We start from the raw sequence: 23588 nt of genomic DNA, 5'->3' as shown, positions 1-23588 counted from the left end.
CTTATTCAATCAGTTGAGCTTCTTTCAGCGCACCGACAGCAGTGAGCCAGCGCGGGTCCTGGCGGTATTCAGTGCCGGCAAACGATTGCCCGCGCATCCGTGCGATGCGCGGCGATGGCTTGACCTTCATCCGTTGCGCCGCGCTCAACGCCAGTTCTGCGGCGGCGCGGTCGTTGCACACCAGGCCCATGTCGCAACCGGCACTCAACGCGGCTTCGATGCGGCTCGCAGCATCGCCGACCACGTGGGCGCCGGCCATGGAAAGATCGTCACTAAAGATGACGCCATCGAACTGCAATTCGCCGCGCAGGATGTCCTGCAACCAGCGCCGGGAGAAACCGGCCGGTTGAGCGTCGACTTGTGGATAAATGACGTGGGCCGGCATGACGGCAGCCAGTTGTTTGCTCAGGCGCGCGAATGGCACGAGATCGTTGGCGCGGATTTCTTCGAGGCTGCGTTCGTCGTTCGGAATGGCGACGTGGGAATCCGCTTCCGCCCAACCGTGCCCCGGAAAATGCTTGCCGGTGGCGGCCATGCCGGCACTGTTCATCCCGCGAATAAAGGCTCCAGCGAGCAGCGCTGCGCGCTCGGGATCACCTTCAAACGAACGAGTGCCGACCACGGCGCTGCGTTGATAATCGAGGTCCAGCACCGGCGCGAAGCTGAGGTCGAGGCCGACGGCGAGAACCTCAGTGGCCATGATCCAGCCGCACTGTTCGGCGAGGTACTCGGCATTGGGGTTGTCGGCAATCGCGCGCATCGCCGGCAAACGCACGAAGCCTTGACGCAGGCGCTGAACCCGACCGCCCTCCTGGTCCACCGCGAGTAACAGGTCAGGACGAATGGCGCGGATCGCCGCACTCAACTCGCGGACCTGGCGTGGATGCTCGATGTTGCGCGCGAAAATGATCAGGCCGCCCACTTCGGGCTGACGCAACAATTGGCGATCTTCGGCCGTCAGCCAGGTACCGGCGACGTCCACCATCAACGAGCCTTGCAGGCCAGCAGTCATAGAGATTCCTTGAAAACGAAAAACCCGGTTCGCACGCAAGCGCCAACTTGGGCGATGCCCGGCAGGTCGGCGACAGCAATGGAAAGCGGGTTCAGAACGAGAGTCGGCATGGGCGGCTAGCTTAGCGGATGTCAGCTGCCGCGCCCACCCGTGTGCGGTTAAACCTTGGCGGCAAGCGGCGCCGATTTGCTTCGCGGACGAAGCTGCGCGGTGGCCATGGCCGTGTCGGTCACGCCGGTTTCGGCGCGCATGCCAGCCGCGAGGAACGGCACCATCAGGCGCATCACTTGTTCGATGGAGGTATTGACGCCGAAATCAGTCTCGGCAATCGCGCGCAAGGCCTTGATCCCGGACATGCTGAACGCAGCGGCGCCGAGCATGAAGTGCACGCGCCAGAACAGTTCGATCGGCGGAATACGTGGCGCGGCTTCGTTGACCAGCATCATGTAGCGACGGAAGACCTTGCCGTACATGTCTTCCAGATAACGCCGCAAGTGACCCTGGCTCTGACTGAACGCCAGACCGAGCAAACGCATGAAGATAGAGAGGTCATTGCCACTGCGAGGCTGCACGACGAGGGCTTGCTCGACGAGGATTTCCAGCAGCTCTTCGAGCGTCGGTTTGTTTTCCGGTTTGGCCTGCCGGCGCTCCAGCTCTTTGTCGAGACTGAGGCAGAAAGGTCCAAGGAAGCGCGAGAAAACCGCCTGGATCAGCGCCTTCTTGGAACCGAAATGATAATTCACCGCCGCCAGATTGACCCCGGCCTTGCTGGTAATCAAACGCAACGAGGTTTCAGCGAAACCTTTTTCCGCGAACAACTGCTCGGCAGCATCGAGAATGCGTTCAACGGTTTCCGACTGGGCCATGGCTACTCCGCCTGACAAACACTTGTTTGAAACATACGTTTCAGCCCAGGCATTGTCAAGCCTGCGGGTTCGTTTTGGGAATGGTCGGTCAGCTATTTAACCATACAACCGCAACGCTTCAACGAGCCGGCTGAATGACCGTCCAGCGGCGCGCAAAAAAACGGGCATTGCCAAGAGCAATTCACTGTATATAATCCCAGTCACTGTATAAAAAGACAGAGCGATCAATATGCTAAAGCTGACGCCACGCCAAGCAGAGATTCTGGCCTTCATCAAACGCTGCCTCGACGATAACGGCTACCCGCCTACTCGTGCGGAAATCGCCCAGGAACTGGGTTTCAAGTCGCCCAATGCCGCCGAAGAACACCTCAAGGCCCTGGCTCGCAAGGGCGCGATCGAGATGACGCCTGGCGCCTCTCGCGGTATTCGTATCCCCGGTTTCGAAGCCAAGGCTGACGAATCGACCCTGCCGATCATTGGCCGTGTCGCTGCCGGCGCGCCGATCCTCGCGCAGCAACACATCGAAGAGTCCTGCAACATCAATCCGACCTTCTTCCATCCGCGTGCCGACTACCTGTTGCGAGTCCACGGCATGAGCATGAAAGACGTTGGCATTTTCGACGGCGATCTGTTGGCCGTGCACACCACTCGTGAAGCCCGCAATGGCCAGATCGTGGTCGCGCGGATTGGCGATGAAGTTACCGTCAAGCGCTTCAAGCGTGATGGCAGCAAGGTCTGGCTGATTGCCGAAAACCCTGAGTTCGCCCCAATTGAAGTCAACCTGAAAGATCAGGAACTGGTGATCGAAGGCTTGAGTGTCGGCGTGATTCGCCGCTAAAGGAGGCTTTATGCAGTTCCCACATACACCACAGCAAGCCCAATTGCCGTTGTTCGAGGCGTTCATGGCCCAACCGCTGGCGCCGATCCTGAAAGACGTGGTCGAGTCGCCCTGGAGCGCCGAGCCCGATGTTTTCAGCGAACTGTCGCTGCGTGGTGCAGCAGGGAGCTGCCTGAACCTTCTGGCGCCGATTCTCCGGGAATTGAGCCAGGACCAGGACGCACGATGGCTGACGCTGATCGCCCCGCCCGCCAGCCTGACCCAGGCCTGGCTGCGGGACGCCGGGCTGAACCGCGAACGCATTCTGCTGCTGCAACCGCGTGGTGCTCAGAGCGCGCAACAGCTGACGTGCGAAGCGTTGCGACTAGGCCGAAGCCACACGGTAGTCAGCTGGCTCAACCCGCTGAACACCGCGACACGGCAACAGTTGATCAGCGCCGCCCGCATTGGGGACGCTCAGAGCCTGAATATTCGCTTGGGTTGATTGACCAGCATGCGCGCCTGGAACGGCGCCGGGCTTCTCCAGGGATAGAGAAGCCGACTTGAGACGGAATCTGCGGTAACCGACGAGCGGGATCAGTGCAGGATCCGCGGCTCTTCATCTTTGTTGAATTCACCATCAACCATGCGACCGGCCATCTGCACGCCGACACTCAGCATCGCCTTGGCGACTTCCACATGATTACCTTGCAGGAACGCCTTGGCATCCTCGGAGAAATCCAAAGTAACCAGAGAACCCTCGTCCTCGGCCCTGCGCAGCTCGATTCGGCCGTCTGGTAACTCGACAATTTCTAGAAAGGACGTTGGCATAAAGGTCTGTTCTCCACGAAAGGCGGGGATTATATAGGCATCGGCCAGGCTTCGCTCGGTATCTTGACCAGCAGTCATTGCGAAGAAATATCTGCTGCACTCATCCCTGAATGGAGAGCCGAACGGCTGCTCCATTACATCGTCAGTGCCTTAGCACTCGTTCAAACCTTCACGGAAGCGAATTGCCAGACCTTTAAGGTTCTGACGCCAGCTCTCCAACTCCTCGCGACTCAGCTCTTGCGGTGCCTCTTCTTCGTCCAGATTGACTGCCATGATCAGCGGCTGCGTCACATCACCTTTGGGTTTGTGTGGCACCCGTGGCGGCTGGAAAAGAGCAGCGTGAGCTGCGAGCAATTTGGCCAGCCAGGTTTCCGGATTACCCACCAACTCGATCATCTCGGCCATTTCCGGAATGGCGATGGCGTCCAGCACTTCTCGGGTCAAAAGCATCTCGGCCCGGGGCGCGCTGGCTTGAGGTAAACGATAGAAACCGGCGATCTCATGGCACAACCCGAGCAACGCACCGTACAGGTGAAACAGCGCGGATTCGCGCCCAGCCTGGATCAGCGCCAGCGAGTTCATCGCCCGCCCCTCTTCGGCCCTGGCCAGCGCTTCAAGCGACAGGCCGGCGAAATAAATCTTCTGGTTGGTACGGGTATAGAGTTCGTGGGCCATGACGGCAGCCTCCACAACGAAATAATTGCTTCACGCAGGTCGGACAGTGTCGTGGATCAGCTCTGCCGACCGCAAGCCCAAAACAAAAAGGCCGCATGAAAACCCGAGGGTTGTCATGCGGCCTTTTCAGTGCAGCGGCTGTTTACGCCTTCGCGGGGGTCCGCTTGTCTTCAACAGTCCACTTGCCGCCGTCGTAGAACGCTTTCCAGCCAGTAGGCTTGCCGTCGACTTCGGTCTGCACGTATTGCTCTTTGGTCTTGCGGCTGTAGCGGATAACCGCTGGACGGCCGTCCGGATCTTTCTTCGGTGCTTCGCAGAGGAAGTGGTACTTCGGATCGATCTCATCCTTGTGCGGCACAATTTCGATCACCAGCGGAGCACGCGTCTCGCGGTTTTTCGGGAACTGGCTCGCCGCCAGGAACAGGCCGGAAGCGCCGTCGCGCAGGATGTAGGTGTCGTTGACCTTTTCGCATTTCAGCTCAGGCATCTTCACCGGGTCCATCTTCGGCGGCGCCGCGTCACCGCTCTTCAGCAGTTTGCGGGTGTTCTTGCACGTCGGGTTGGTGCAACCGAAGAACTTGCCGAAACGGCCAGTCTTGAGCTGCATCTCGCTGCCGCACTTGTCACATTCCAGGCTCGGACCTTCGTAGCCCTTGATCCGGTAGTTGCCTTCTTCGATCTCGTAACCGTCGCAATCCGGGTTGTTACCGCAGATGTGCAGCTTGCGCTTCTCATCCAGCAAGTAAGCGTCCATCGCCGTGCTGCAGATCGGGCAACGGTGCTTGCCGCGCAGGACCAGCGATTCCGATTCGCCTTCATCGTCCGCAGCGATTTCATCGCCCGGCACCAGGTTGACGGTGGCCTTGCAGCGTTCTTTCGGCGGCAGGCTGTAGCCGGAGCAGCCGAGGAACACGCCAGTCGATGCGGTACGAATCTGCATCGGGCGGCCGCACACCACGCACGGAATATCAGTCATGACCGGCTGGTTGGCGCGCATCCCGCCTTCAGCACTTTCGGCTACTTCGAGTTTCTTTTTGAAATCGCCGTAGAACTCGTCGAGCACGTTTTTCCAGTCGCGTTCGCCCTGGGCCACGTCATCGAGGTTCTCTTCCATGCCGGCGGTGAAGCCGTAGTCCATGAGATTGGAGAAGCTTTCGGCCAGACGCTCCGTGACGATGTCGCCCATCTTTTCCGAATAGAAACGACGGTTGTGCAGCGCGACATAGCCGCGGTCCTGGATGGTCGAAATGATTGCCGCATAAGTCGAAGGACGACCGATGCCACGTTTTTCCATTTCTTTAACCAGGCTCGCTTCCGAGTACCGCGCCGGCGGCTTGGTGAAGTGCTGGGTCGGATCAAGCTTGATCAGCTTCATCGCGTCGCCCTGGGCCATGTCTGGCAGCACGTCGTCATCACCCGGCTTGGCGATTTGCGGCATCACGCGGGTGTAACCGTCGAACTTGAGGATGCGGCCCTTGGCGCGCAGCTCGAAATCACCGGCACCCACGGTCACCGTGGTCGACAGGTACTGCGCTGGCAGCATCTGGCAAGCGAGGAACTGGCGCCAGATCAACTCGTAGAGCCGCTCGGCGTCACGCTCCATGCCCGACAGCTTGCTTGGCTCGGTATTGGCGTCGGAAGGACGAATCGCTTCGTGAGCCTCTTGTGCGCCTTCCTTGCTGCTGTAGACGTTCGGGTTCTCCGGCAGGTACTTCTTGCCGAACTCGCCTTCAATATATGTACGCGCCATAGCCACGGCATCAACCGAGAGGTTGGTGGAGTCGGTACGCATGTAAGTGATATAGCCCGCTTCGTACAAACGCTGAGCCATCATCATGGTTTTCTTCACCCCGAAGCCCAGGCGGTTACTCGCGGCCTGTTGCAGGGTGGACGTGATGAACGGCGCCGACGGCTTGCTGCTGGTCGGTTTGTCTTCACGTTTGACGATGCTGTAGCTGGAAGACTTGAGCTTCTCCAGCGCGGCCATGGCCTGGGTTTCGTTGAGCGGCTTGAACGCCTCGCCCTTCTCGCGGGCCACGTCGAAGCGCACGGTGGCGCCTTTCGCGGTGCCGAGATCAGCGTGAACTTCCCAGTACTCTTCCGGATTGAACGCGCGGATTTCGCGCTCACGCTCAACCACCAGTTTCACCGCAACCGATTGCACACGACCTGCCGACAAGCCGCGAGCGACTTTGGCCCACAGCAGTGGCGAAACCATGTAACCCACCACGCGGTCGAGGAAACGACGCGCCTGCTGGGCATTTACACGGTCGATATCGAGCTCACCCGGTTTGGAGAAGGCTTCCTGAATCGCCTTCTTGGTGATTTCGTTGAACACCACACGCTTGTAGCGGCTGTCGTCACCACCGATGGCTTCGCGCAGGTGCCAGGCAATGGCTTCCCCCTCGCGATCCAAGTCGGTTGCGAGATAGATGGTGTCAGCATCTTTGGCGAGCCGGCGCAGCTCTTCGATGACTTTCTCTTTGCCCGGAAGGATCTCGTACTTGGCTTTCCAGCCTTGATCGGGATCGACGCCCATGCGCGAGACCAGCTGCTTGCGCGCTTTCTCTTTCGGCGTGAGCACCGGACCTTCACCCGCGGCAGCCTTGCCGCGCTTGGCGGCTGGCTCTTTGCTGGCGCTAGCCGAACCGCTGGTGGGCAGGTCTCGGATATGGCCGATACTCGACTTCACCACGTATTGGTTACCCAGATACTTGTTGATGGTCTTGGCCTTAGCCGGGGATTCCACAATGACCAGCGATTTGCCCATGGATCAGAAAATTCCTGAATTCTAGAAGTGAAAGGCGGTTGGCGCCTGACGCGGCACCGCTATATATAGTGGCTACAAGGTGAGGTCAAGCGCAGGGTATCGCGCGCACTCAGCTTATGGCTTGGAAAAAAGGCTCGGTTCAGCTTGCACCAAAGCAAAGCGTGGGACCTGTTCGCCGTCAACCTCGACCGACTCCAGGAACATGCTCAAGGGACGCACCCAAAAGCCGTAATCGCCATACAGGGCTTGGTAAAACACCACTTCTTCTTCGGTCTCGGAATGCCGCGCGACATTAAATACACGGTATTGCGGACCTTTGTAATGTTGGTAGAGCCCAGGTTGTATCGGCATGCTTCGGCCCTCGCTCAAATCTTTTCAAATAAAAATAAAAAATAATTTCAGAAAAACAAAAACCGGGGCACTTGGCCCCGGCTTCCATCAACGAGACGCTTAAACGCGTTCGAAGACGGTAGAGATGCCTTGGCCGAGACCAATGCACATGGTAGCTACCCCGAAGGTGCCGCCATTCTGCTTCATCACGTTCAGCAACGTGCCGGAGATACGTGCACCGGAGCAACCGAACGGGTGACCCAAGGCGATCGCGCCGCCGTGCAGGTTAACCTTCTCGTTCATCTTGTCGAGCACTTTCAAATCTTTCAGCACTGGCAGAGCCTGTGCGGCGAAAGCTTCATTGAGCTCGAAGAAGTCGATATCGTTGATCCCCAGGCCCGCACGTTTCAACGCTTTTTGCGTCGCTGGCACTGGGCCGTAACCCATGATTGCCGGGTCCACGCCCGCCACTGCCATCGAGCGAATCACCGCCATCGGCTGGATGCCGAGGTCTTGTGCACGCTGTGCCGACATCACGATCATGCACGAAGCACCATCGGTGATCTGCGACGAAGTACCGGCTGTCACGGTGCCGCCCTTAGGGTTAAAAGCAGGCTTGAGAGCCGCCAGGCTTTCCAGGGTGGTTTCCGGACGAATGGTTTCGTCGTAGTCGAACAGTTTCAGGAAACCGTTCTCGTCATAGCCCTGCATCGGGATGATTTCGTCTTTGAACTTGCCTTCCAGGGTCGCCTTGTGAGCGAGCTGGTGCGAGCGCACGCCGAAAGCGTCCTGTTGTTCGCGAGTGATGCCGTGCATTTTGCCAAGCATTTCTGCGGTCAGGCCCATCATGCCCGAGGCTTTTGCCGCGTACAGCGACATGTGCGGGTTCGGATCGACACCGTGCATCATGCTCACGTGACCCATATGCTCGACGCCACCCACCACGAACACGTCACCGTTGCCGGTCATGATCGCTTGCGCAGCAGTGTGCAAAGCGCTCATCGAGGAGCCACACAAGCGGCTGACGGTCTGGCCGGCAGCGGTGTGCGGGATCTGTGTCATCAACGACGCCATGCGCGCGATGTTCCAGCCCTGCTCCAGGGTCTGGTTGACGCAGCCCCAGATCACGTCTTCGACTTCGTTCGGGTCAACCTTGACGTTGCGTTCCAGCAGTTTGCTGATCAGGTGCGCCGACATGTCTTCGGCGCGGGTGTTGCGGTGCATGCCGCCCTTGGAGCGGCCCATCGGAGTACGACCGAAGTCGACAATCACGACGTCTCTTGGATTCAAGCTCATAAAATTTCACTCTCGCTCAAAAGTTGGGACGCTTAACCGAAGAACCGTTGGCCAGTCTTGGCCATTTCACGCAGCTTCGCGGTCGGGTGGTACAGCGCGCCCAAATCAGCGTACTGGTCAGCCAGGGCAACGAACTCGGCAACACCGATCGAATCGATGTAGCGCAGCGCGCCGCCACGGAATGGAGGGAAACCAATACCGTAGACCAGACCCATGTCGGCTTCGGCGGCGGTTTCGACAATGCCGTCTTCCAGGCAACGCACGGTTTCCAGGCACAGCGGGATCATCATCCAGTTGATGATGTCTTCGTCAGTGACTTCGCGCTGCTCGTAAATGATCGGCTTGAGCACTTCCAGCACCGACGGATCGGCGACTTTCTTCTGCTTGCCCTTCTTGTCGGTCTCGTAAGCGTAGAAACCCTTGCCATTCTTCTGGCCCAGGCGCTTGGCTTCGTAAAGCACGTCGATGGCCGAGCGGCGATCGTCTTTCATGCGATCCGGGAAACCTTCAGCCATCACGTCACGACCGTGGTGACCGGTGTCGATGCCGACCACGTCCATCAGGTAGGCCGGGCCCATTGGCCAGCCGAATTTTTCCATGATCTTGTCGATGCGTACGAAGTCGACACCGGCGCTGACCAGTTTGGCGAAACCGCCGAAGTACGGGAACAGCACGCGGTTGACCAGGAAGCCCGGGCAGTCGTTGACGACGATCGGGTTCTTGCCCATTTTCTTCGCGTAGGCAACGGTGGTGGCAACGGCCAGCTCGCTGGACTTCTCGCCACGAATCACTTCAACCAGCGGCATCATGTGCACCGGGTTGAAGAAGTGCATGCCGACGAAGTTTTCCGGACGCTTGAGGGCTTTGGCCAGCAAGGTGATGGAAATAGTCGAGGTGTTGGACGCGAGGATGGTGTCCTCTTTGACCTTGTCTTCAACTTCGGCCAGTACGGCCTGCTTGACCTTAGGGTTCTCGACGACAGCTTCGACAACCAGATCCACGTGACCGAAATCTCCGTAGGACAGGGTCGGACGAATGCCGTTGAGCACTTCGGCCATTTTCGCCGCTGTCATGCGACCTTTATCAACGCGGCCCACCAGCAGTTTCGCGGCTTCTGCCAGACCCTGCTCGATGCCGTGCTCGTTGATGTCCTTCATCAGGATCGGCGTACCTTTGGAGGCCGACTGATAAGCGATACCGCCACCCATGATGCCGGCGCCCAATACGGCAGCCTGCTTCACGTCTTTGGCGATTTCGTCGTAGACCTTGGCTTTCTTCTTCAGCTCCTGATCGTTCAGGAACAGGCCGATCAAGCTCTGCGCGGCAGAGGTCTTGGCCAGCTTCACAAAACCGTTGGCTTCAACTTCCAGCGCCTTGTCGCGACCGAAGTTAGCAGCTTTCTGGATCGTCTTGATCGCTTCAACCGGCGCCGGGTAGTTCGGGCCAGCCTGACCCGCCACAAAACCTTTGGCGGTTTCGAAGGCCATCATCTGCTCAATGGCGTTCAACTTGAGTTTTTCAAGTTTCGGCTGACGCTTTGCTTTGTAATCGAACTCGCCGGAGATGGCGCGTTTGATCAGCTCCAAAGCGGCTTCCTGCAGTTTCTCAGGAGCAACCACGGCATCGACGGCGCCAACTTTCAGCGCGTCTTCAGGACGGTTTTCCTTACCGGCGGCGATCCACTCGATGGCGTTGTCGGCACCGATCAGGCGCGGCAGGCGCACAGTGCCGCCGAAGCCTGGGTAGATGCCCAGTTTGACTTCCGGCAGACCGATTTTGGCCTTGGTGGACATGACGCGGTAGTCCGCCGCCAGGCACATTTCCAGACCGCCACCGAGGGCGATGCCGTTGATCGCGGCGACCGTCGGGACGTTGAGGTCTTCGAAATCGCTGAAAATCTTGTTGGCTTCGAGGTTGCCAGCGACAAGCTCTGCATCAGGCAGCTTGAAGTTCTCGACAAATTCGGTGATGTCGGCGCCGACGATGAACACGTCCTTGCCACTGCTGACGATCACACCCTTGATCGAAGCATCTGCCTTGATGGTGTCTACGGCCTGACGCAATTCATTCAGGGTTAGACGGTTGAACTTGTTGACGGACTCACCCTTGAGATCGAACTTCAGTTCGACGATGCCACTTTCAAGAGCCTTAACCGTGATGGCTTTACCTTCGTAAATCATCAACTGATCTCCACGATATGGAAGCTGAACAGTACACGTCGGACGCAGGCGAATGGCTTGGCAGGACGCTTTTCGTCGATGCTAACGCCAATCCACCCGGCACACCCGCCAACGCGATAGTCGGGATTCTGTAGGAGCGTCCTGTAAGACAAACGCTCAATTCATACGCCCGTTTGATTTGGGTACGCCACCTTCACGGAATTTCCCGCAATTGTCAATCGCCCAAAATGCGGGTTGAAACGCGACTTTCCGGTCATTTCCACAACCACAGCGTCTGCGACAGGCTGTCGCATGCCAAGCCATTCATAAAATCAATAGTTAGAAAAGTCGCCCTAATTCACGGCAAGCGGTGAGGGAGCAGCTACGCTGGCGGAACGTTCAGCAAAAACTGCGCGCGAATGGCGAATGCCTGGCGCAAGATCAGCGCCACAAAAAGGTTTCCGGCCTGCCTGGCCAACCCCAGCCCGATGATGATGTCGGGCTTTTTATTGCCCACGAAATGCACAAAAACTTGTAGCAGCTGCCGAGCCCGCGAGGCTGCGTTGGGCGACGAAGTCGTCGTAAACTCGGGACACGATGACGACTGCTGCGCAGCCGAACGCAGCCTCGCAGGCTCGGCAGCTGCTACAGATTGCGACCTTGTCAGGCGAGGGCTTTCAGCGTGGCATCAATGTGCTGCAACACCTCGGCTTCGCCCTTCTCGCCCCAGTACAGCGTGATCATTTGCTTGTCGGCTTCAACCTTGTAGACGTTGTCCGGCAATTTTTCGAAATGATTGAGCAGCAGCGGATCTTCACAGGCTTCCTGCCATTGATTGACCCACACGCCCGGCGCTTTCTGCCAATAACTCCAGCACTTCGGATGGTTGCCCCGACGCGGCCGATGGTACTGCGCGCACGGGCTCGGCGGCTCGTGGCTGAGCCAGTGCGGCCACTCCTGCGGCGCCGGTTGCATGGCCAGCCCGATGCGCCGCGCTTCCATGCGCAACGCCATGCGACCGCTCTGATGGCGGGACGGCCGCAACCATGCCAGCGGACTCAGTACCACCAGCAGGATTGACACCACTATCCAGACCGTCATATCTGTACTCCCGATTCTTGATGAGCGCGATGTGTCACTTTGGAACCATTGCGCTTGAAACCAGCCATACTTACCAACATTGCCATCCTCAGGAGGAGCACCTCATGCCCTACCACCATATTCTGGTCGCCGTAGATCTAACCGAAGAGTGCGATCCTGTAATCCACCGCGCGCGCGAGCTCTCGGTGAGCAACGGCGCAAAATTGTCCCTGGTGCACATTGTCGAGCCCATGGCGATGGCCTTCGGCGGCGACGTACCGATGGACCTGTCACAACTGCAACAGCAACAGTTCGATCAGGCCAAGGAACGCCTTGACCGGTTGATCGTGAAATACCCGGAACTGTCCAAAGAATACAGCCACCTGACTTACGGCCAGCCGCGCCAGGAAATCCATCACTTGGCCAAGGAACAGACCTGCGACCTGATCGTGGTCGGCAGCCATGGTCGACACGGCCTGGCCTTGCTGCTCGGCTCTACCGCCAACGACGTGCTGCACGGTGCGCCATGCGATGTGCTCGCAGTGCGCCTGGTCAAAAGCTGATAACACTGAACCTGTAGGAGTGAGCCTGCTCGCGATGGCGTCTTGAAAGTCAACACGATTTTGACTGTCAGACCTCATCGCGAGCAGGCTCACTCCTACATTTGATCTATGTTCTTCCTGTAGATCACATTGCATAGCAAAAGCCCGGCGTTCATCTCTGAACGCCGGGCTTTTTTATTGCGGGATCAATCAGGCATCCAGCTCGGCCCAACGCTCGACCATCACTTCGAGCTCCGCCTGCAATTGCTCAAGCTGAGCAATCACGGCCGCCGTTTCGGCAGCCGGGCGCTGATAAAAAGCAGGATCAGCCATCTGCGCTTCAACCGCCGCAATCTGCTGCTCCATCGCCTCGATCTGCGCCGGCAACATTTCCAGCTCACGCTGATGTTTGTAACTGAGCTTCTTCTTCGCCACTGGCGCTTCCGCTGCAGCCACCGGCGCCGCTTCGGCCGTGACCACTGCGGAGGTCAAGTCAGCCTTGCCGGATTTGCTCTCGGTGACACCCAACAGACGCGGCGAGCCGCCCTGACGCAACCAGTCCTGATAACCACCGACGTACTCGCGAACCTTGCCTTCACCCTCGAAGACCAGAGTGCTGGTAACCACGTTGTCGAGGAATGCCCGGTCGTGGCTCACCATCAGCACAGTGCCGTTGAAGGTCAGCAAGACCTCTTCCAGCAGTTCGAGGGTTTCCACGTCGAGGTCGTTGGTCGGTTCGTCGAGGACCAGCAGGTTTGCCGGTTTGCTGAACAATTTGGCCAGCAACAGACGCGCGCGCTCACCACCGGACAGGGCTTTCACTGGCGTGCGGGCACGCTGCGGGCTGAACAGGAAGTCGCCGAGGTAGCTCAACACGTGACGGCTCTGACCATCGATATCGATGAAGTCGCGACCTTCAGCCACGTTGTCGATCACGGTTTTTTCCAGATCGAGCTGATGACGCAACTGGTCGAAGTAAGCGACGTCGATGCGCGTGCCCTCTTCCACCGTGCCGCTGGTCGGTTGCAGACCGTTGAGCATCAGTTTCAGCAAGGTGGTCTTGCCGGTGCCGTTGGCGCCGAGCAGACCGATACGGTCGCCGCGCTGCAGGACCATCGAGAAATCCTTGATCAGGAACGGGCCGCCCGGGTGAGCGAAACTGACGTTCTCGAGGACCATCACCTGCTTGCCGGACTTGTCGGCAGTGTCCAGCTGAATATTGGCTTTGCCGGTACGCTCGCGGCGTTCGCTGCGCTCATTGCGCAATGCTTTCAGGGCGCGGACGCGGCCCTCGTTACGGGTGCGGCGCGCCTTGATGCCTTGGCGGATCCAGACTTCTTCCTGGGCCAGTTTTTTGTCGAAGAGCGCGTTGGCGGTCTCTTCAGCGACCAGCGAGGCTTCTTTGTGCACGAGGAAACTGGCGTAGTCGCCGTTCCAGTCGATCAGGCCGCCGCGATCCAGTTCGAGGATGCGCGTGGCGAGGTTCTGCAAGAAGGAACGGTCGTGCGTGATGAACAGCACGGCGCCCTGGAAATCCTTCAACGCTTCTTCGAGCCAGGCGATTGCGCCGATATCGAGATGGTTGGTCGGTTCGTCGAGCAGCAGCAGGTCAGGTTCGGAAACCAGCGCCTGCGCCAGCAGGACGCGACGACGCCAGCCACCGGACAATTCGGCGAGGGTCTTGTCGGCAGGCAATTGCAGACGACTCAAAGTGCTGTCGACCAATTGCTGCAAACGCCAGCCGTCACGGGCTTCGAGGTCGTGCTGGACGTGCATCAATTTGTCCAGGTCGGCGTCGGTGACGATGTTCTGGCTCAGGTGGTGATACTGCGCGAGCAGTTCGCCAACACCGTCCAGGCCTTCAGCCACTACGTCGAACACGGTCCGCTCGTCGGCTACCGGCAATTCTTGCGGCAATTCGCCAATCTTGAGGCCGGGTGCGCGCCAAACGGAGCCGTCATCGGGCTTCTGGTCGCCCTTGACGAGCTTCATCATGCTGGACTTGCCAGTGCCGTTACGGCCGATGATGCACACCCGCTCTCCACGGGCGATCTGCCAGGACACCTTGTCCAACAACGGCGTAGAGCCGAAAGCAAGGGACACATCGCTGAATTTGAGCAGGGTCATGAGCTTCTCCAAAAACCGGGCGCGCATTCTACCTGACTTGAGGCTTCAGAAGGCCGGCAATTTCACCTTCGAAGCACTCTGCATAACAAATGTTGCGATCTTGCGCTGACTGGCCGGCAAAGCTTTCGCCCGTTGCTGGCAAAAGGCTAAGCTACAGATTATTCAGTGCTGATGATGTCGGCACTTGTCATGATTTTTCTGCCCGGATGTCTCATGCGCAGTCGCCTTTTCAGTCTTTTTTCATGTTTGCTTCTTTCCGCCACTGCCGCCCAATCAGTCCAGGCCGTGGATTTATCCACCCAACGCCAGTATTACGATGAGGCCAAACGCGCCTTGGCCAAAGGCGACAACGGCCCGTATTTCCGTTACAGCCAGGCGCTCAGCGATTATCCGCTGGAGCCATATCTGGCCTATGACGAACTGACGGCGCGCCTGAAATCGGCGAGCAACGCCGAAATCGAGAAATTCCTCGCCGAGCACGGTGACCTGCCCCAGGCCAACTGGATGAAGCTGCGCTGGTTGCGCTGGCTGGCCGACCGCGGCGACTGGGCGACCTTCGTCAAGTATTACGATCCCAAGCTCAACTTCACCGAGCTCGACTGCCTGAACGCGCAGTATCAGATTGGCCATAACCAGAAAACCGCTGGTTATGCCAACGCCGAAAAACTCTGGCTGACCGGCAAATCGCTGCCCGCTGCTTGCGATGGCCTGTTCGGCATCTGGGCCGCCGAAGGTCAACTGACTGAACAGAAACGCTGGGAACGCACCAAGCTTGCCGCTCAGGCACGCAACTATCCGTTGGCCAACAGCCTGGTCAGCGGCCTGACCACCCTCGCCCCGCGCGGACGCTTGTTGGTGGACGTGGCGCAAAAACCGGAACAGCTCAATCAGCCTTCGCGTTTTATCCCGGCCGACGAGCCGATGTCCGACATTGTCAGCCTCGGCTTGCGCCGTCTGGCGCGCCAGGATCCGGACAAAGCCATGGCCATGCTCGACGGCTATGCCAGCAGCATGCATTTCTCCCGCGACGAGAAAGTCGCGATCGCCCGGGAAATCGGCTTGACCCTGGCCAAGCGTTTCGACCCGCGCGCGCTGGACATGATGACCAAGTATGACCCGGAACTGCGCGACAACACCGTGTCCGAATGGCGTATGCGCCTGCTGCTGCGCCTCGCCCGTTGGGACGACGCTTATCAGTTGACCCGGCGCTTGCCGCAAGACCTCGCCACGACCAACCGCTGGCGCTACTGGCAGGCCCGCAGTCTGGAATTGGCGCAACCGCAAAACCCGGAAGCGCAGACGCTGTACAAGGGCTTGGCGCGCGAACGTGATTTCTACGGTTTCCTCGCCGCCGACCGCTCGCAATCGTCGTATTCGCTGAACAACAAACCGCTGGTGCTCAGCCAGGCGTTGATCAATAAAGTGCGCAACACGCCGGGCGTGCGCCGCGCGCTGGAGTTCCATGCGCGCGGGCAGATCGTCGATGGCCGTCGCGAGTGGTATCACGTCAGCCGTCATTTCAACCGTGACGAGATGGTCGCGCAGGCCAAACTGGCTTACGACCTGAAATGGTATTTCCCGGCGATCCGTACCATCAGTCAGGCGCAGTATTGGGACGACCTCGACATTCGTTTCCCGATGGCTCACCGCGAAACACTGGTGCGTGAAGCCAAAGTGCGTGGTTTGCATTCGAGCTGGGTGTTCGCCATCACTCGCCAGGAAAGTGCCTTCATGGACGACGCCCGCTCCGGCGTCGGCGCCAGCGGTCTGATGCAGCTAATGCCCGGCACCGCCAAGGAAACCGCGCGCAAGTTCAGCATTCCCCTGGCCTCGCCGCAGCAAGTGCTCGACCCGGACAAAAACATCCAGCTCGGCGCCGCTTACCTGAGCCAGGTCCACAGCCAATTCAACGGCAACCGCGTCCTCGCCTCCGCCGCCTACAACGCCGGCCCCGGCCGCGTGCGCCAATGGCTGCGCGGCGCCGACCACCTGAGCTTCGACGTCTGGGTGGAAAGCATCCCGTTCGACGAAACCCGCCAATACGTACAAAACGTGTTGTCGTACTCAGTGATCTACGGCCAGAAACTCAACTCGCCGCAGCCGCTGGTGGATTGGCATGAACGCTACTTCGACGATCAATGACGTTTTGATCTGACGCGGCAACGCAAAAAAATGCCCGCATCGGTTGATGCGGGCATTTTTGTTTGTGGCGCTACTTGGTCGGTTACTTAGACGGTTACTTGGTCGGTTACTTGGTCGCTAGCGGGTAGGGCTGCGCATCTCGACCATCACTGAACTGCAACGCCGCCAACCGCGCATACAACGCATTGCTCGCCACCAACTCCTGATGCGTGCCCACCGCCACCAATTTCCCCTGATCCATTACCGCGATGCGGTCAGCGTTCTTTACGGTGGCCAGTCTGTGGGCGATGACCAGCGTGGTGCGGTTTTTCATCAGGCTTGGCAGGGCTTGCTGGATCAGGTGTTCGCTATGTGCATCGAGGGCGCTGGTGGCTTCGTCGAGCAGCAGGATCGGCGCGTCGACCAGCAGCGCGCGAGCGATGGCCAGGCGTTGGCGCTGGCCGCCGGACAGACCGAGGCCGCCGTCGCCGAGGTGGGTCTGGTAGCCGTTTGGCATTTGCTCGATGAACTCGTGGGCGTAGGCGATTTTTGCCGCTTCCTGGACTTGGGCGAGGCTGGCGGACGGGTTGCCGTAGCGAATGTTTTCTTCGATGCTGCCGAAAAACAGCGCCGGGTTTTGCGAGACCAGCGCAAAGCAGCGGCGCAGGTCGAGTGGATCGAGCTGGGTCAGCGGCACGCCGTCGAGCAGAATACGTCCTTCGGCGGGGTCATAAAATCGCAGCAGCAAATCATAAACGGTGGATTTGCCGGCGCCGGACGGCCCGACCAGCGCAAGGGTTTCGCCAGCATTGATGGTCAGATTCAAGCCGTCGACGGCGAAGCTTTCGGGACGCGACGGGTAGGAAAAGCGCACATCTTGCAGTTGCAGGTTGCCTTGCACGCGTTCGGGCAACGTCACCAGCCCTGTGCTCGGTGGCTGGATGATGTTTTCCGAGCGCAGCAGTTCGGCGATTCGTTCGGCCGCACCGGCGGCTCGCTGCAATTCGCCGATGACTTCGCTGAGGGTGCCGAAGGCGCTGCCGACGATCAGGCTATAGAAGACGAACGCCGCCAGTTCACCGCCGGAGATTCGCCCGGCGATCACGTCCATGCCGCCGACCCAGAGCATCACGCCGACCGCGCCCAACACCAGAACGATCACCAGCGTGATCAGCCAGGCGCGCTGGACGATACGTTTGCGCGCTGTGGCGAACGCTTCTTCCACGGTCAGCGCGAAGCGTTTTTCATCTTGAACCTGGTGGTTGTAGGCCTGCACGGTCTTGATCTGGCCGAGGGTTTCGGCAACGTAGCTGCCAACATCGGCAATCCGGTCCTGGCTCTCGCGTGACAGGCTGCGGACCCGGCGGCCGAAGATCAGGATCGGCGCGATCACCAACGGCAACGCGATCACGACGATGCTGCTCAGTTTGGGGTTGGTGATAAACAGCAGCACGATGCCGCCGATCACCATCAGCAAATTGCGCAGAAACAGCGAAAGCGACGAACCGATCACCGATTGCAACAGCGTCGTGTCGGCGGTCAGCCGCGACTGGATCTCGGAACTGCGGTTGTCTTCATAAAAGCCCGGATGCAGGTACACCAAGTGGTTGAAGACTTGGCGACGAATGTCCGCGACCACCCGTTCACCGATCCACGACACCAGATAAAACCGCGCAAATGTGCCGACCGCCAGCCCTGCGACCAAGACCATGAACAAGCCGATGGACTGGTTGAGCAGGTGCGGCGATTGCGTCATGAACCCCTGATCGACCAACAGGCGAATGCCCTGCCCCATCGACAAGGTAATGCCGGCCGTGACGATCAGCGCGAGCAACGCGCCAACCGCCGGCCAGCGATACGGCGCGAGGAAGTGGCTGGTCAGGCGAAGCGCGCGGCGGTGACGGGATGAGAGCATTGGGTTATCCAGATTCGCGGTTGAAGCGGTTTCAGGGGCCAGCGGTTACATACAGTTCGTTAAGACGGAAACTCTGTAAATCACAATGAGTCAGGTTAATTATGCCCGCCGACACTACCGGCTAGATGCTATCGGTCTAAAGTGCCGGTGGTAACGCCGGAGCATTTCTGGTGGACTGTCAATGCCGCTCTGGAAGTACCGCAGGGAGTTGTCACAGCCCGGTCACTTGGCGGTTTTAGAGTAAGCACACAACCTGATGAGGAGACAGGCCATGTCCTTGCAACACAGCAGCGAAGACAAAATTGAAGTGATCCGCACACAGCCCGACCAGTCTCTGGGTTGCTCGATTATCGATGAGCAGGGCCGCGAAGTACCGATTACTGAAGGCATGATCCAGAACGCGTGCCGCGAACTGGAAAAGCGCTTAGTCAAGCCTGCCGAACAGAAGTGATCAAGCCTGCCGAATAAAAGTGATGTAGCCAACGTCTTCTTGACCCGGCCCAGGTTGGCCGGGTTTTTTATGGGTGGTGATCGGGAATTGTGGTGCGGCCGTTCGCGGGCAAGCCTCGCTCCTACAGCGCAAAAACTGTAGGAGCAAGGCTTGCCCGCGATTGGGCCAGCCCGATCTCAGACAACCGTCGCACCCAATGCCGCCACAATATTCCGCAACACGGGCGAATCGCCTTCAATCCGCACCTGCAACCCATCAATCTCCCTGCGCGCCGGGTAATGCTTGCGCAGCGCATCGAATGCCGCGCGCTGCTCGCTCACCGTGCCGACCAGGCTGCGGCGGAAATCTGCGTCATCGCGGCGCGGGTCGTACACGCCACGGCAAATCATCGCCAGCGCCCACGCCGGGTCGCTGTCCGCGTGCACAGTCACCTGCGACAACCATGGCGCCGGCAGCAGATCGGTGAGGCTGACCTGCGGCGCCTGACCGAGGAACTCGCAATACGCCTGATAAATCTGCGCCGTGCCGCGCTGTTTGCCATCGAGGCTGTAACCGGCAATATGCGGTGTCGCCAACACGCACAGCTCGGCGAGCGCCGCATCGACTTCCGGCTCGCCTTCCCAGACGTCCAGCACCGCTTGCAGGTCTTCGCGCTCGAGCAACACGCGACGCAGCGCAGCGTTGTCGACCACCGGGCCACGGCTGGCGTTGATCAGCCAGGCGCCGTGCTTGAGTTGATTCAAACGCGCGTGATCGAACAGATGCCACGTCGATTGCGCGCCGTGTTTCTTCAGCGGCGTGTGCAGGCTGATGACGTCGCACTGCTCGATGATCTGCTCGAGGCTGACAAAATCGCCACCCTGCGCCGCTTGTCGTGGCGGATCGCAGACCAGCACGTTCCAGCCCAGGCCTTGCAGCACTTTGACCAGACGCCCACCGACTTCACCGGCACCGACCACGCCATACGTGCGGCGGGTCAGGTCGGCGCCTTCGATTTCGGCGAGGGTCAGCAGGCTGCCGAGCACGTAATCGACCACGCCGCGAGCGTTGCAGCCGGGCGCGCTGGACCAAGTGATGCCGGCGTGTTTGAAGTAATCCAGATCGAGGTGATCGGTGCCGATAGTGCAGGTGCCGACAAACTTGACGTTGCTGCCTTCGAGCAGTGCGCGGTTGACGTTGGTCACCGAGCGCACCAGCAAAACGTCAGCCTGCTCGACCGTGGCACGGTCGATGGAACGCCCCGGCACCCGGCGGATTTCGCCGAAACCCTGAAAAAAGGCATCGAGCAGCGGAATATTTTCGTCGGCAACAATCAGCATGGCGAGGCTCCTTAGGCGGATCGGCAGTGTAGTTGCAGAAGACCATGCTGAGCCAGCAGGCATTGCGCCCACCGTGATCGCGAGGGGATGTCGCAATGTTCAAAGGACGATTACAAATCCCCAACACAGCGGTTTTCCTGACCAGTGCGTCAACGGGTAGAATGCGCGGCCCTTGCGCATCACATTTTCCTGGACGCTACGCCCTTGACTTCCGTTACCCGCCCCGTTGCCATCACCCTCACCCGCCCCGCGCGGATTCGCCTGGAGCTGAAGAATCTGTTCGCCCTCGCGCTGCCGATCATGATCGCGCAACTGGCGACCACCGCCATGGGCTTCGTCGATGCGGTGATGGCCGGTCGTGTCAGTTCGCGGGATCTGGCGGCGGTGGCGTTGGGCAACTCGATCTGGGTGCCGGTGTTTCTGCTGATGACCGGCACGCTGCTGGCAACCACGCCGAAAGTCGCCCAGCGCTTCGGCGCCGGCACGCACACTGAAATCGGCCCGTTGGTGCGCCAGGCATTGTGGCTGGCGACGGTGGTCGGGTTGCTGGCGACGCTGATCCTGTTCAGCGCCGAACCGATCTTGCGCGTCATGAAAGTCGATCCGGAACTGATCGGCCCGTGCATGCAATACCTGCGCGGAATCGCTTGCGGTTTGCCGGCAGTGGCGCTGTATCACGTACTGCGTTGCTACAGCGACGGCATGGGCCGCACGCGTCCGGCGATGGTTTTGGGCTTGTGTGCACTGGCGCTGAACATCCCGCTCAACTACGTGTTCATTTATGGCCACTTCGGCGTGCCGGCGATGGGCGGCGTCGGTTGCGGCTGGGCCACCGCCATTGTCATGTGGTTCATGGCGCTGGGCATGGTCGTGTACACGCGCTGGGCGCCGGCGTATCAGGCGAGCGAATTGTTCAGCCGTTTCGACTGGCCACAATGGGCGGTGATCAAACGGCTGCTGAGTATCGGCCTGCCCATCGGCATCGCGGTGTTCGCCGAATCGAGCATCTTCGCAGTGATTGCATTGCTGATTGGCAGCCTCGGCGCGACCGTGGTCGCCGGGCATCAAATCGCGCTGAACGTCAGTTCGCTGGTGTTCATGATTCCGTATTCGCTGGGCATGGCCGTGACCGTGCGCGTCGGTCAGGCGCTGGGGCGCAATGAACCGCGGGAAGCGCGCTTCGCGGCGGGTGTCGGCATGGGCAGTGCTTTGGCGTATGCCTGCCTGTCGGCGAGCATGATGCTGTTGCTGCGTGAACCGATTGCGACCATCTACACCACCGACCCGCAAGTGATCCATATTGCGGCGATGCTGATCGTGTACTCGGCGCTGTTTCAGTTTTCCGACGCGATCCAGGTCACGGCGGCCGGCGCGTTGCGCGGTTATCAGGACACGCGGGTGACGATGATCCTGACCCTGTTTGCCTATTGGGGGATTGGTTTGCCGGTGGGTTACGCGCTGGGCCTGACCGACTGGTTCGGCGCGCCAAGTGGCCCGAGCGGGCTGTGGCAGGGTTTGATCGTCGGCCTGAGTTGCGCGGCGTTGATGCTGTCGATCCGCCTGGCGCGCAGTGCCCGCAAGCGGATCCGCAGCAGCAAGTCGGCGGGTTAAGCGAGTTTTTTGCGGATCCAGTAGAGGTAGGTGCCGGCCTCTTCGTGCTGGCCGACCAGCTCATGGTCCAGGAACACGCAAAACTTGGGGATATCGCGCCGGGTCGACGGGTCGGTGGCGATCACTTTGAGCAAGCCGCCGGGCACCAGATCACGGATGTGCTGGTGCAGCATCATCACCGGTTCCGGGCAATTGAGGCCGGTGGCGTCGAGGGTGCCGTCAACCGGCTGATCAAGCATTTCACTCATGATTCACTCCTGAAACTGGCCGGCATTGTCGCGCATTGCCGGGTATTCGGTCATCTGTCTCATAACACCACCCCGCCCCCGCCCTTGTAGGAGCGAGGCATGCCCGCGAAGGCGTCCTTGAAGACGCTAAAAGCTTCGCGGGCAAGCCTCGCTCCCACAAGGTTGGGTGGCGCCCGCAATACGGGCGCGACTCAGCGGGATTTAGGTTTCTTCACGTCGATTCGGCGCAAGTGGCAGGTCACTTCTTCGCGGTCGTGGTACAGCTGTTTGCAGCCGATTTCGACTTTGATCCCGCGCTCCTTGAAACCTTCGGCAATCCGCTCCAGCAAGCGTTTCACTTCGGCGTAACGCTGTTTCATCGGCAACTTGAGGTTGACCACCGCTTCGCGGCAATGTCCCTCGCCAATCCACTCTTCGAGCATCGCCGCGTTGCGCGCGGGTTTCTCGACGATGTCGCAGACCATCCAGTCCACCGGCTGACGCGGCTTGAAAGTAAAACCGTCAGCCATCAAATGCTGCACCAGACCGGTGTCCATCAGGCTTTCGGCCATCGGTCCGTTGTCGATCGCGGTCACGAGCATGCCGCGGTTGACCAGTTGCCAGGTCCAGCCGCCGGGTGCCGCGCCGAGGTCAACGCCGGTCATGTCACTGTGCAGACGCTCGTCCCACTGATCACGCGGGATGAAGTGGTGCCAGGCCTCTTCCAGCTTCAACGTCGAACGGCTTGGCGCGTCACGCGGAAACTTCAGGCGCGGAATGCCCATTGGCCACATCGCCGAATTATTCGACTCGGCGAGGCCGACAAACACTTCACGGCCACTTTTGAACGTCAGCAACAGGCGCGGCTTGCTTGCGTCTTCCACCAGTCTGCCGGCAGCCAGCAGCGCTTTGCGCAGGTGAACTTCAAACTTCTTGCAGAAGTTCGACAGCTCCTTGCCATCGTTGGTGTCGACCATCTCCAGCCACAGGCTGCCGCACACCGGGAAGTCGGCGATGTGCGCGAGGATCACGCTGATACGGTCGGTTTCCGGCAGATCGATGAAGATCCCGCGCGCCCATTGGCGCGGGAAGATCAGATCGGCGAAACGCTGACCACGCATCAGGCGCGCGGCGCCGTCTTCTTCGGTGCAGATGAATTCGGCGCAGGCGCTGGCGGTTTTAGCCTTGGCATAACCGGCCACATTCAGCCGCGCGGCGTGTTCGGAAATCTCGGAGCAGACTTCGCCTTCGAAGCCCGGCCGGCAATGCATAAATAGGGTGTTCATTCTTACTCCTGGGCAGATGGCGAGAATTCAGCCACTGCGCGATGCCCAGGCTTGCGTTGAAGCAAAGCCTGTCACGAAAACCGGCGCATGATAGCCGAGTTCGGAACCTTGGACTTGTCGATAAAGTCCAGTTATTAGCCAGCTACTTAAAAC

General features: G+C 59.5%; 20 protein-coding genes. 6 read left to right on the top strand and 14 right to left on the bottom strand.

The window, feature by feature from the left end; translation table 11 throughout:
- Position 1: 1 nt before the first annotated feature.
- Positions 2–1012 (bottom strand): beta-N-acetylhexosaminidase, encoded by a 1011-nt coding sequence (nagZ, locus tag FBY12_RS13030; protein WP_145253080.1) that lies wholly within the window; start codon positions 1010–1012, stop codon positions 2–4.
- Positions 1013–1170: 158 nt separating this feature from the next.
- On the bottom strand, positions 1171–1878 hold the full coding sequence (locus FBY12_RS13025; RefSeq protein WP_092270749.1) for a TetR/AcrR family transcriptional regulator: 708 nt from the start codon (positions 1876–1878) through the stop codon (positions 1171–1173).
- 229 nt (positions 1879–2107) lie between these two features.
- Between FBY12_RS13025 and lexA the strand changes: the two genes are divergently transcribed.
- Both lexA and sulA read left to right on the top strand, forming a co-directional pair.
- The gene (lexA, locus tag FBY12_RS13020; protein ID WP_092270751.1) at positions 2108–2716 is read left to right on the top strand and encodes a transcriptional repressor LexA; all 609 of its coding nucleotides are present in this window, start codon (positions 2108–2110) and stop codon (positions 2714–2716) included.
- Between the two features lie 10 nt (positions 2717–2726).
- Positions 2727–3200: an SOS-induced cell division inhibitor SulA gene (sulA, locus tag FBY12_RS13015; RefSeq protein ID WP_092270755.1), complete on the top strand. Its 474-nt coding sequence runs from the start codon at positions 2727–2729 to the stop codon at positions 3198–3200.
- Between the two features lie 92 nt (positions 3201–3292).
- Here sulA and FBY12_RS13010 read toward each other — a convergent pair whose 3' ends face one another.
- The 7 genes from FBY12_RS13010 to FBY12_RS12975 all read right to left on the bottom strand — a co-directional run bounded on the left by FBY12_RS13010 (position 3293) and on the right by FBY12_RS12975 (position 11857).
- Positions 3293–3526, bottom strand: coding sequence for a hypothetical protein (locus FBY12_RS13010; RefSeq protein WP_092281450.1), 234 nt, complete (start codon positions 3524–3526; stop codon positions 3293–3295).
- Positions 3527–3676: 150 nt separating this feature from the next.
- The gene (locus tag FBY12_RS13005) at positions 3677–4201 is read right to left on the bottom strand and encodes a DUF6586 family protein (RefSeq protein ID WP_145253079.1); all 525 of its coding nucleotides are present in this window, start codon (positions 4199–4201) and stop codon (positions 3677–3679) included.
- Positions 4202–4343: 142 nt separating this feature from the next.
- Positions 4344–6971: a type I DNA topoisomerase gene (gene topA / locus FBY12_RS13000; RefSeq protein WP_092270761.1), complete on the bottom strand. Its 2628-nt coding sequence runs from the start codon at positions 6969–6971 to the stop codon at positions 4344–4346.
- A gap of 114 nt (positions 6972–7085) precedes the next feature.
- The gene (locus tag FBY12_RS12995; protein ID WP_092270764.1) at positions 7086–7322 is read right to left on the bottom strand and encodes a DUF1653 domain-containing protein; all 237 of its coding nucleotides are present in this window, start codon (positions 7320–7322) and stop codon (positions 7086–7088) included.
- A 99-nt stretch (positions 7323–7421) separates the two neighbouring features.
- A complete protein-coding gene (gene fadA / locus FBY12_RS12990) occupies positions 7422–8597 on the bottom strand; it encodes an acetyl-CoA C-acyltransferase FadA (RefSeq protein ID WP_007944141.1) in 1176 nt (391 codons plus the stop codon).
- Between the two features lie 32 nt (positions 8598–8629).
- Positions 8630–10777, bottom strand: coding sequence for a fatty acid oxidation complex subunit alpha FadB (fadB, locus tag FBY12_RS12985; protein ID WP_145253078.1), 2148 nt, complete (start codon positions 10775–10777; stop codon positions 8630–8632).
- A 642-nt stretch (positions 10778–11419) separates the two neighbouring features.
- Positions 11420–11857 carry a hypothetical protein gene (locus FBY12_RS12975; RefSeq protein ID WP_145253077.1) on the bottom strand — a complete coding sequence of 146 codons (438 nt, stop codon included), beginning with the start codon at positions 11855–11857 and terminating at the stop codon, positions 11420–11422.
- Between the two features lie 104 nt (positions 11858–11961).
- Here FBY12_RS12975 and FBY12_RS12970 point away from each other — a divergent pair, with 104 nt between their 5' ends.
- Positions 11962–12399 carry a universal stress protein gene (locus FBY12_RS12970; RefSeq protein WP_092270773.1) on the top strand — a complete coding sequence of 146 codons (438 nt, stop codon included), beginning with the start codon at positions 11962–11964 and terminating at the stop codon, positions 12397–12399.
- 189 nt (positions 12400–12588) lie between these two features.
- On the opposite strand, the gene FBY12_RS12965 is transcribed toward FBY12_RS12970, so the two are convergent.
- A complete protein-coding gene (locus FBY12_RS12965; protein WP_145253076.1) occupies positions 12589–14505 on the bottom strand; it encodes an ATP-binding cassette domain-containing protein in 1917 nt (638 codons plus the stop codon).
- 213 nt (positions 14506–14718) lie between these two features.
- On the opposite strand from FBY12_RS12965, the gene FBY12_RS12960 reads away from it, so the two are divergent.
- The gene (locus FBY12_RS12960) at positions 14719–16647 is read left to right on the top strand and encodes a transglycosylase SLT domain-containing protein (RefSeq protein ID WP_145253075.1); all 1929 of its coding nucleotides are present in this window, start codon (positions 14719–14721) and stop codon (positions 16645–16647) included.
- A gap of 106 nt (positions 16648–16753) precedes the next feature.
- Here FBY12_RS12960 and FBY12_RS12955 read toward each other — a convergent pair whose 3' ends face one another.
- Entirely contained in the window at positions 16754–18541 is a 1788-nt protein-coding gene (locus FBY12_RS12955) for an ABC transporter transmembrane domain-containing protein (RefSeq protein WP_145253074.1), read from the bottom strand.
- 271 nt (positions 18542–18812) lie between these two features.
- Here FBY12_RS12955 and FBY12_RS12950 point away from each other — a divergent pair, with 271 nt between their 5' ends.
- A complete protein-coding gene (locus tag FBY12_RS12950; protein WP_121734329.1) occupies positions 18813–18992 on the top strand; it encodes a PA1571 family protein in 180 nt (59 codons plus the stop codon).
- Between the two features lie 176 nt (positions 18993–19168).
- Here the strand turns inward: FBY12_RS12950 and pdxB are convergent, their stop codons facing one another.
- Entirely contained in the window at positions 19169–20311 is a 1143-nt protein-coding gene (gene pdxB / locus FBY12_RS12945) for a 4-phosphoerythronate dehydrogenase PdxB (RefSeq protein ID WP_145253073.1), read from the bottom strand.
- 204 nt (positions 20312–20515) lie between these two features.
- Here pdxB and FBY12_RS12940 point away from each other — a divergent pair, with 204 nt between their 5' ends.
- On the top strand, positions 20516–21922 hold the full coding sequence (locus tag FBY12_RS12940; protein WP_145253072.1) for an MATE family efflux transporter: 1407 nt from the start codon (positions 20516–20518) through the stop codon (positions 21920–21922).
- On the opposite strand, the gene tusA is transcribed toward FBY12_RS12940, so the two are convergent.
- The gene (gene tusA, locus FBY12_RS12935) at positions 21919–22170 is read right to left on the bottom strand and encodes a sulfurtransferase TusA (protein ID WP_121757326.1); all 252 of its coding nucleotides are present in this window, start codon (positions 22168–22170) and stop codon (positions 21919–21921) included. The genes FBY12_RS12940 and tusA overlap by 4 nt on opposite strands.
- 191 nt (positions 22171–22361) lie before the next feature.
- A complete protein-coding gene (gene rlmM / locus FBY12_RS12930) occupies positions 22362–23435 on the bottom strand; it encodes a 23S rRNA (cytidine(2498)-2'-O)-methyltransferase RlmM (RefSeq protein ID WP_121734332.1) in 1074 nt (357 codons plus the stop codon).
- Positions 23436–23588 lie beyond the last annotated feature (153 nt).

Source organism: Pseudomonas sp. SJZ131 (assembly GCF_007828705.1).
Taxonomy (GTDB): Bacteria; Pseudomonadota; Gammaproteobacteria; order Pseudomonadales; family Pseudomonadaceae; genus Aquipseudomonas; species Aquipseudomonas prosekii.
This window is presented reverse-complemented; position numbering and strand designations above follow the sequence as displayed.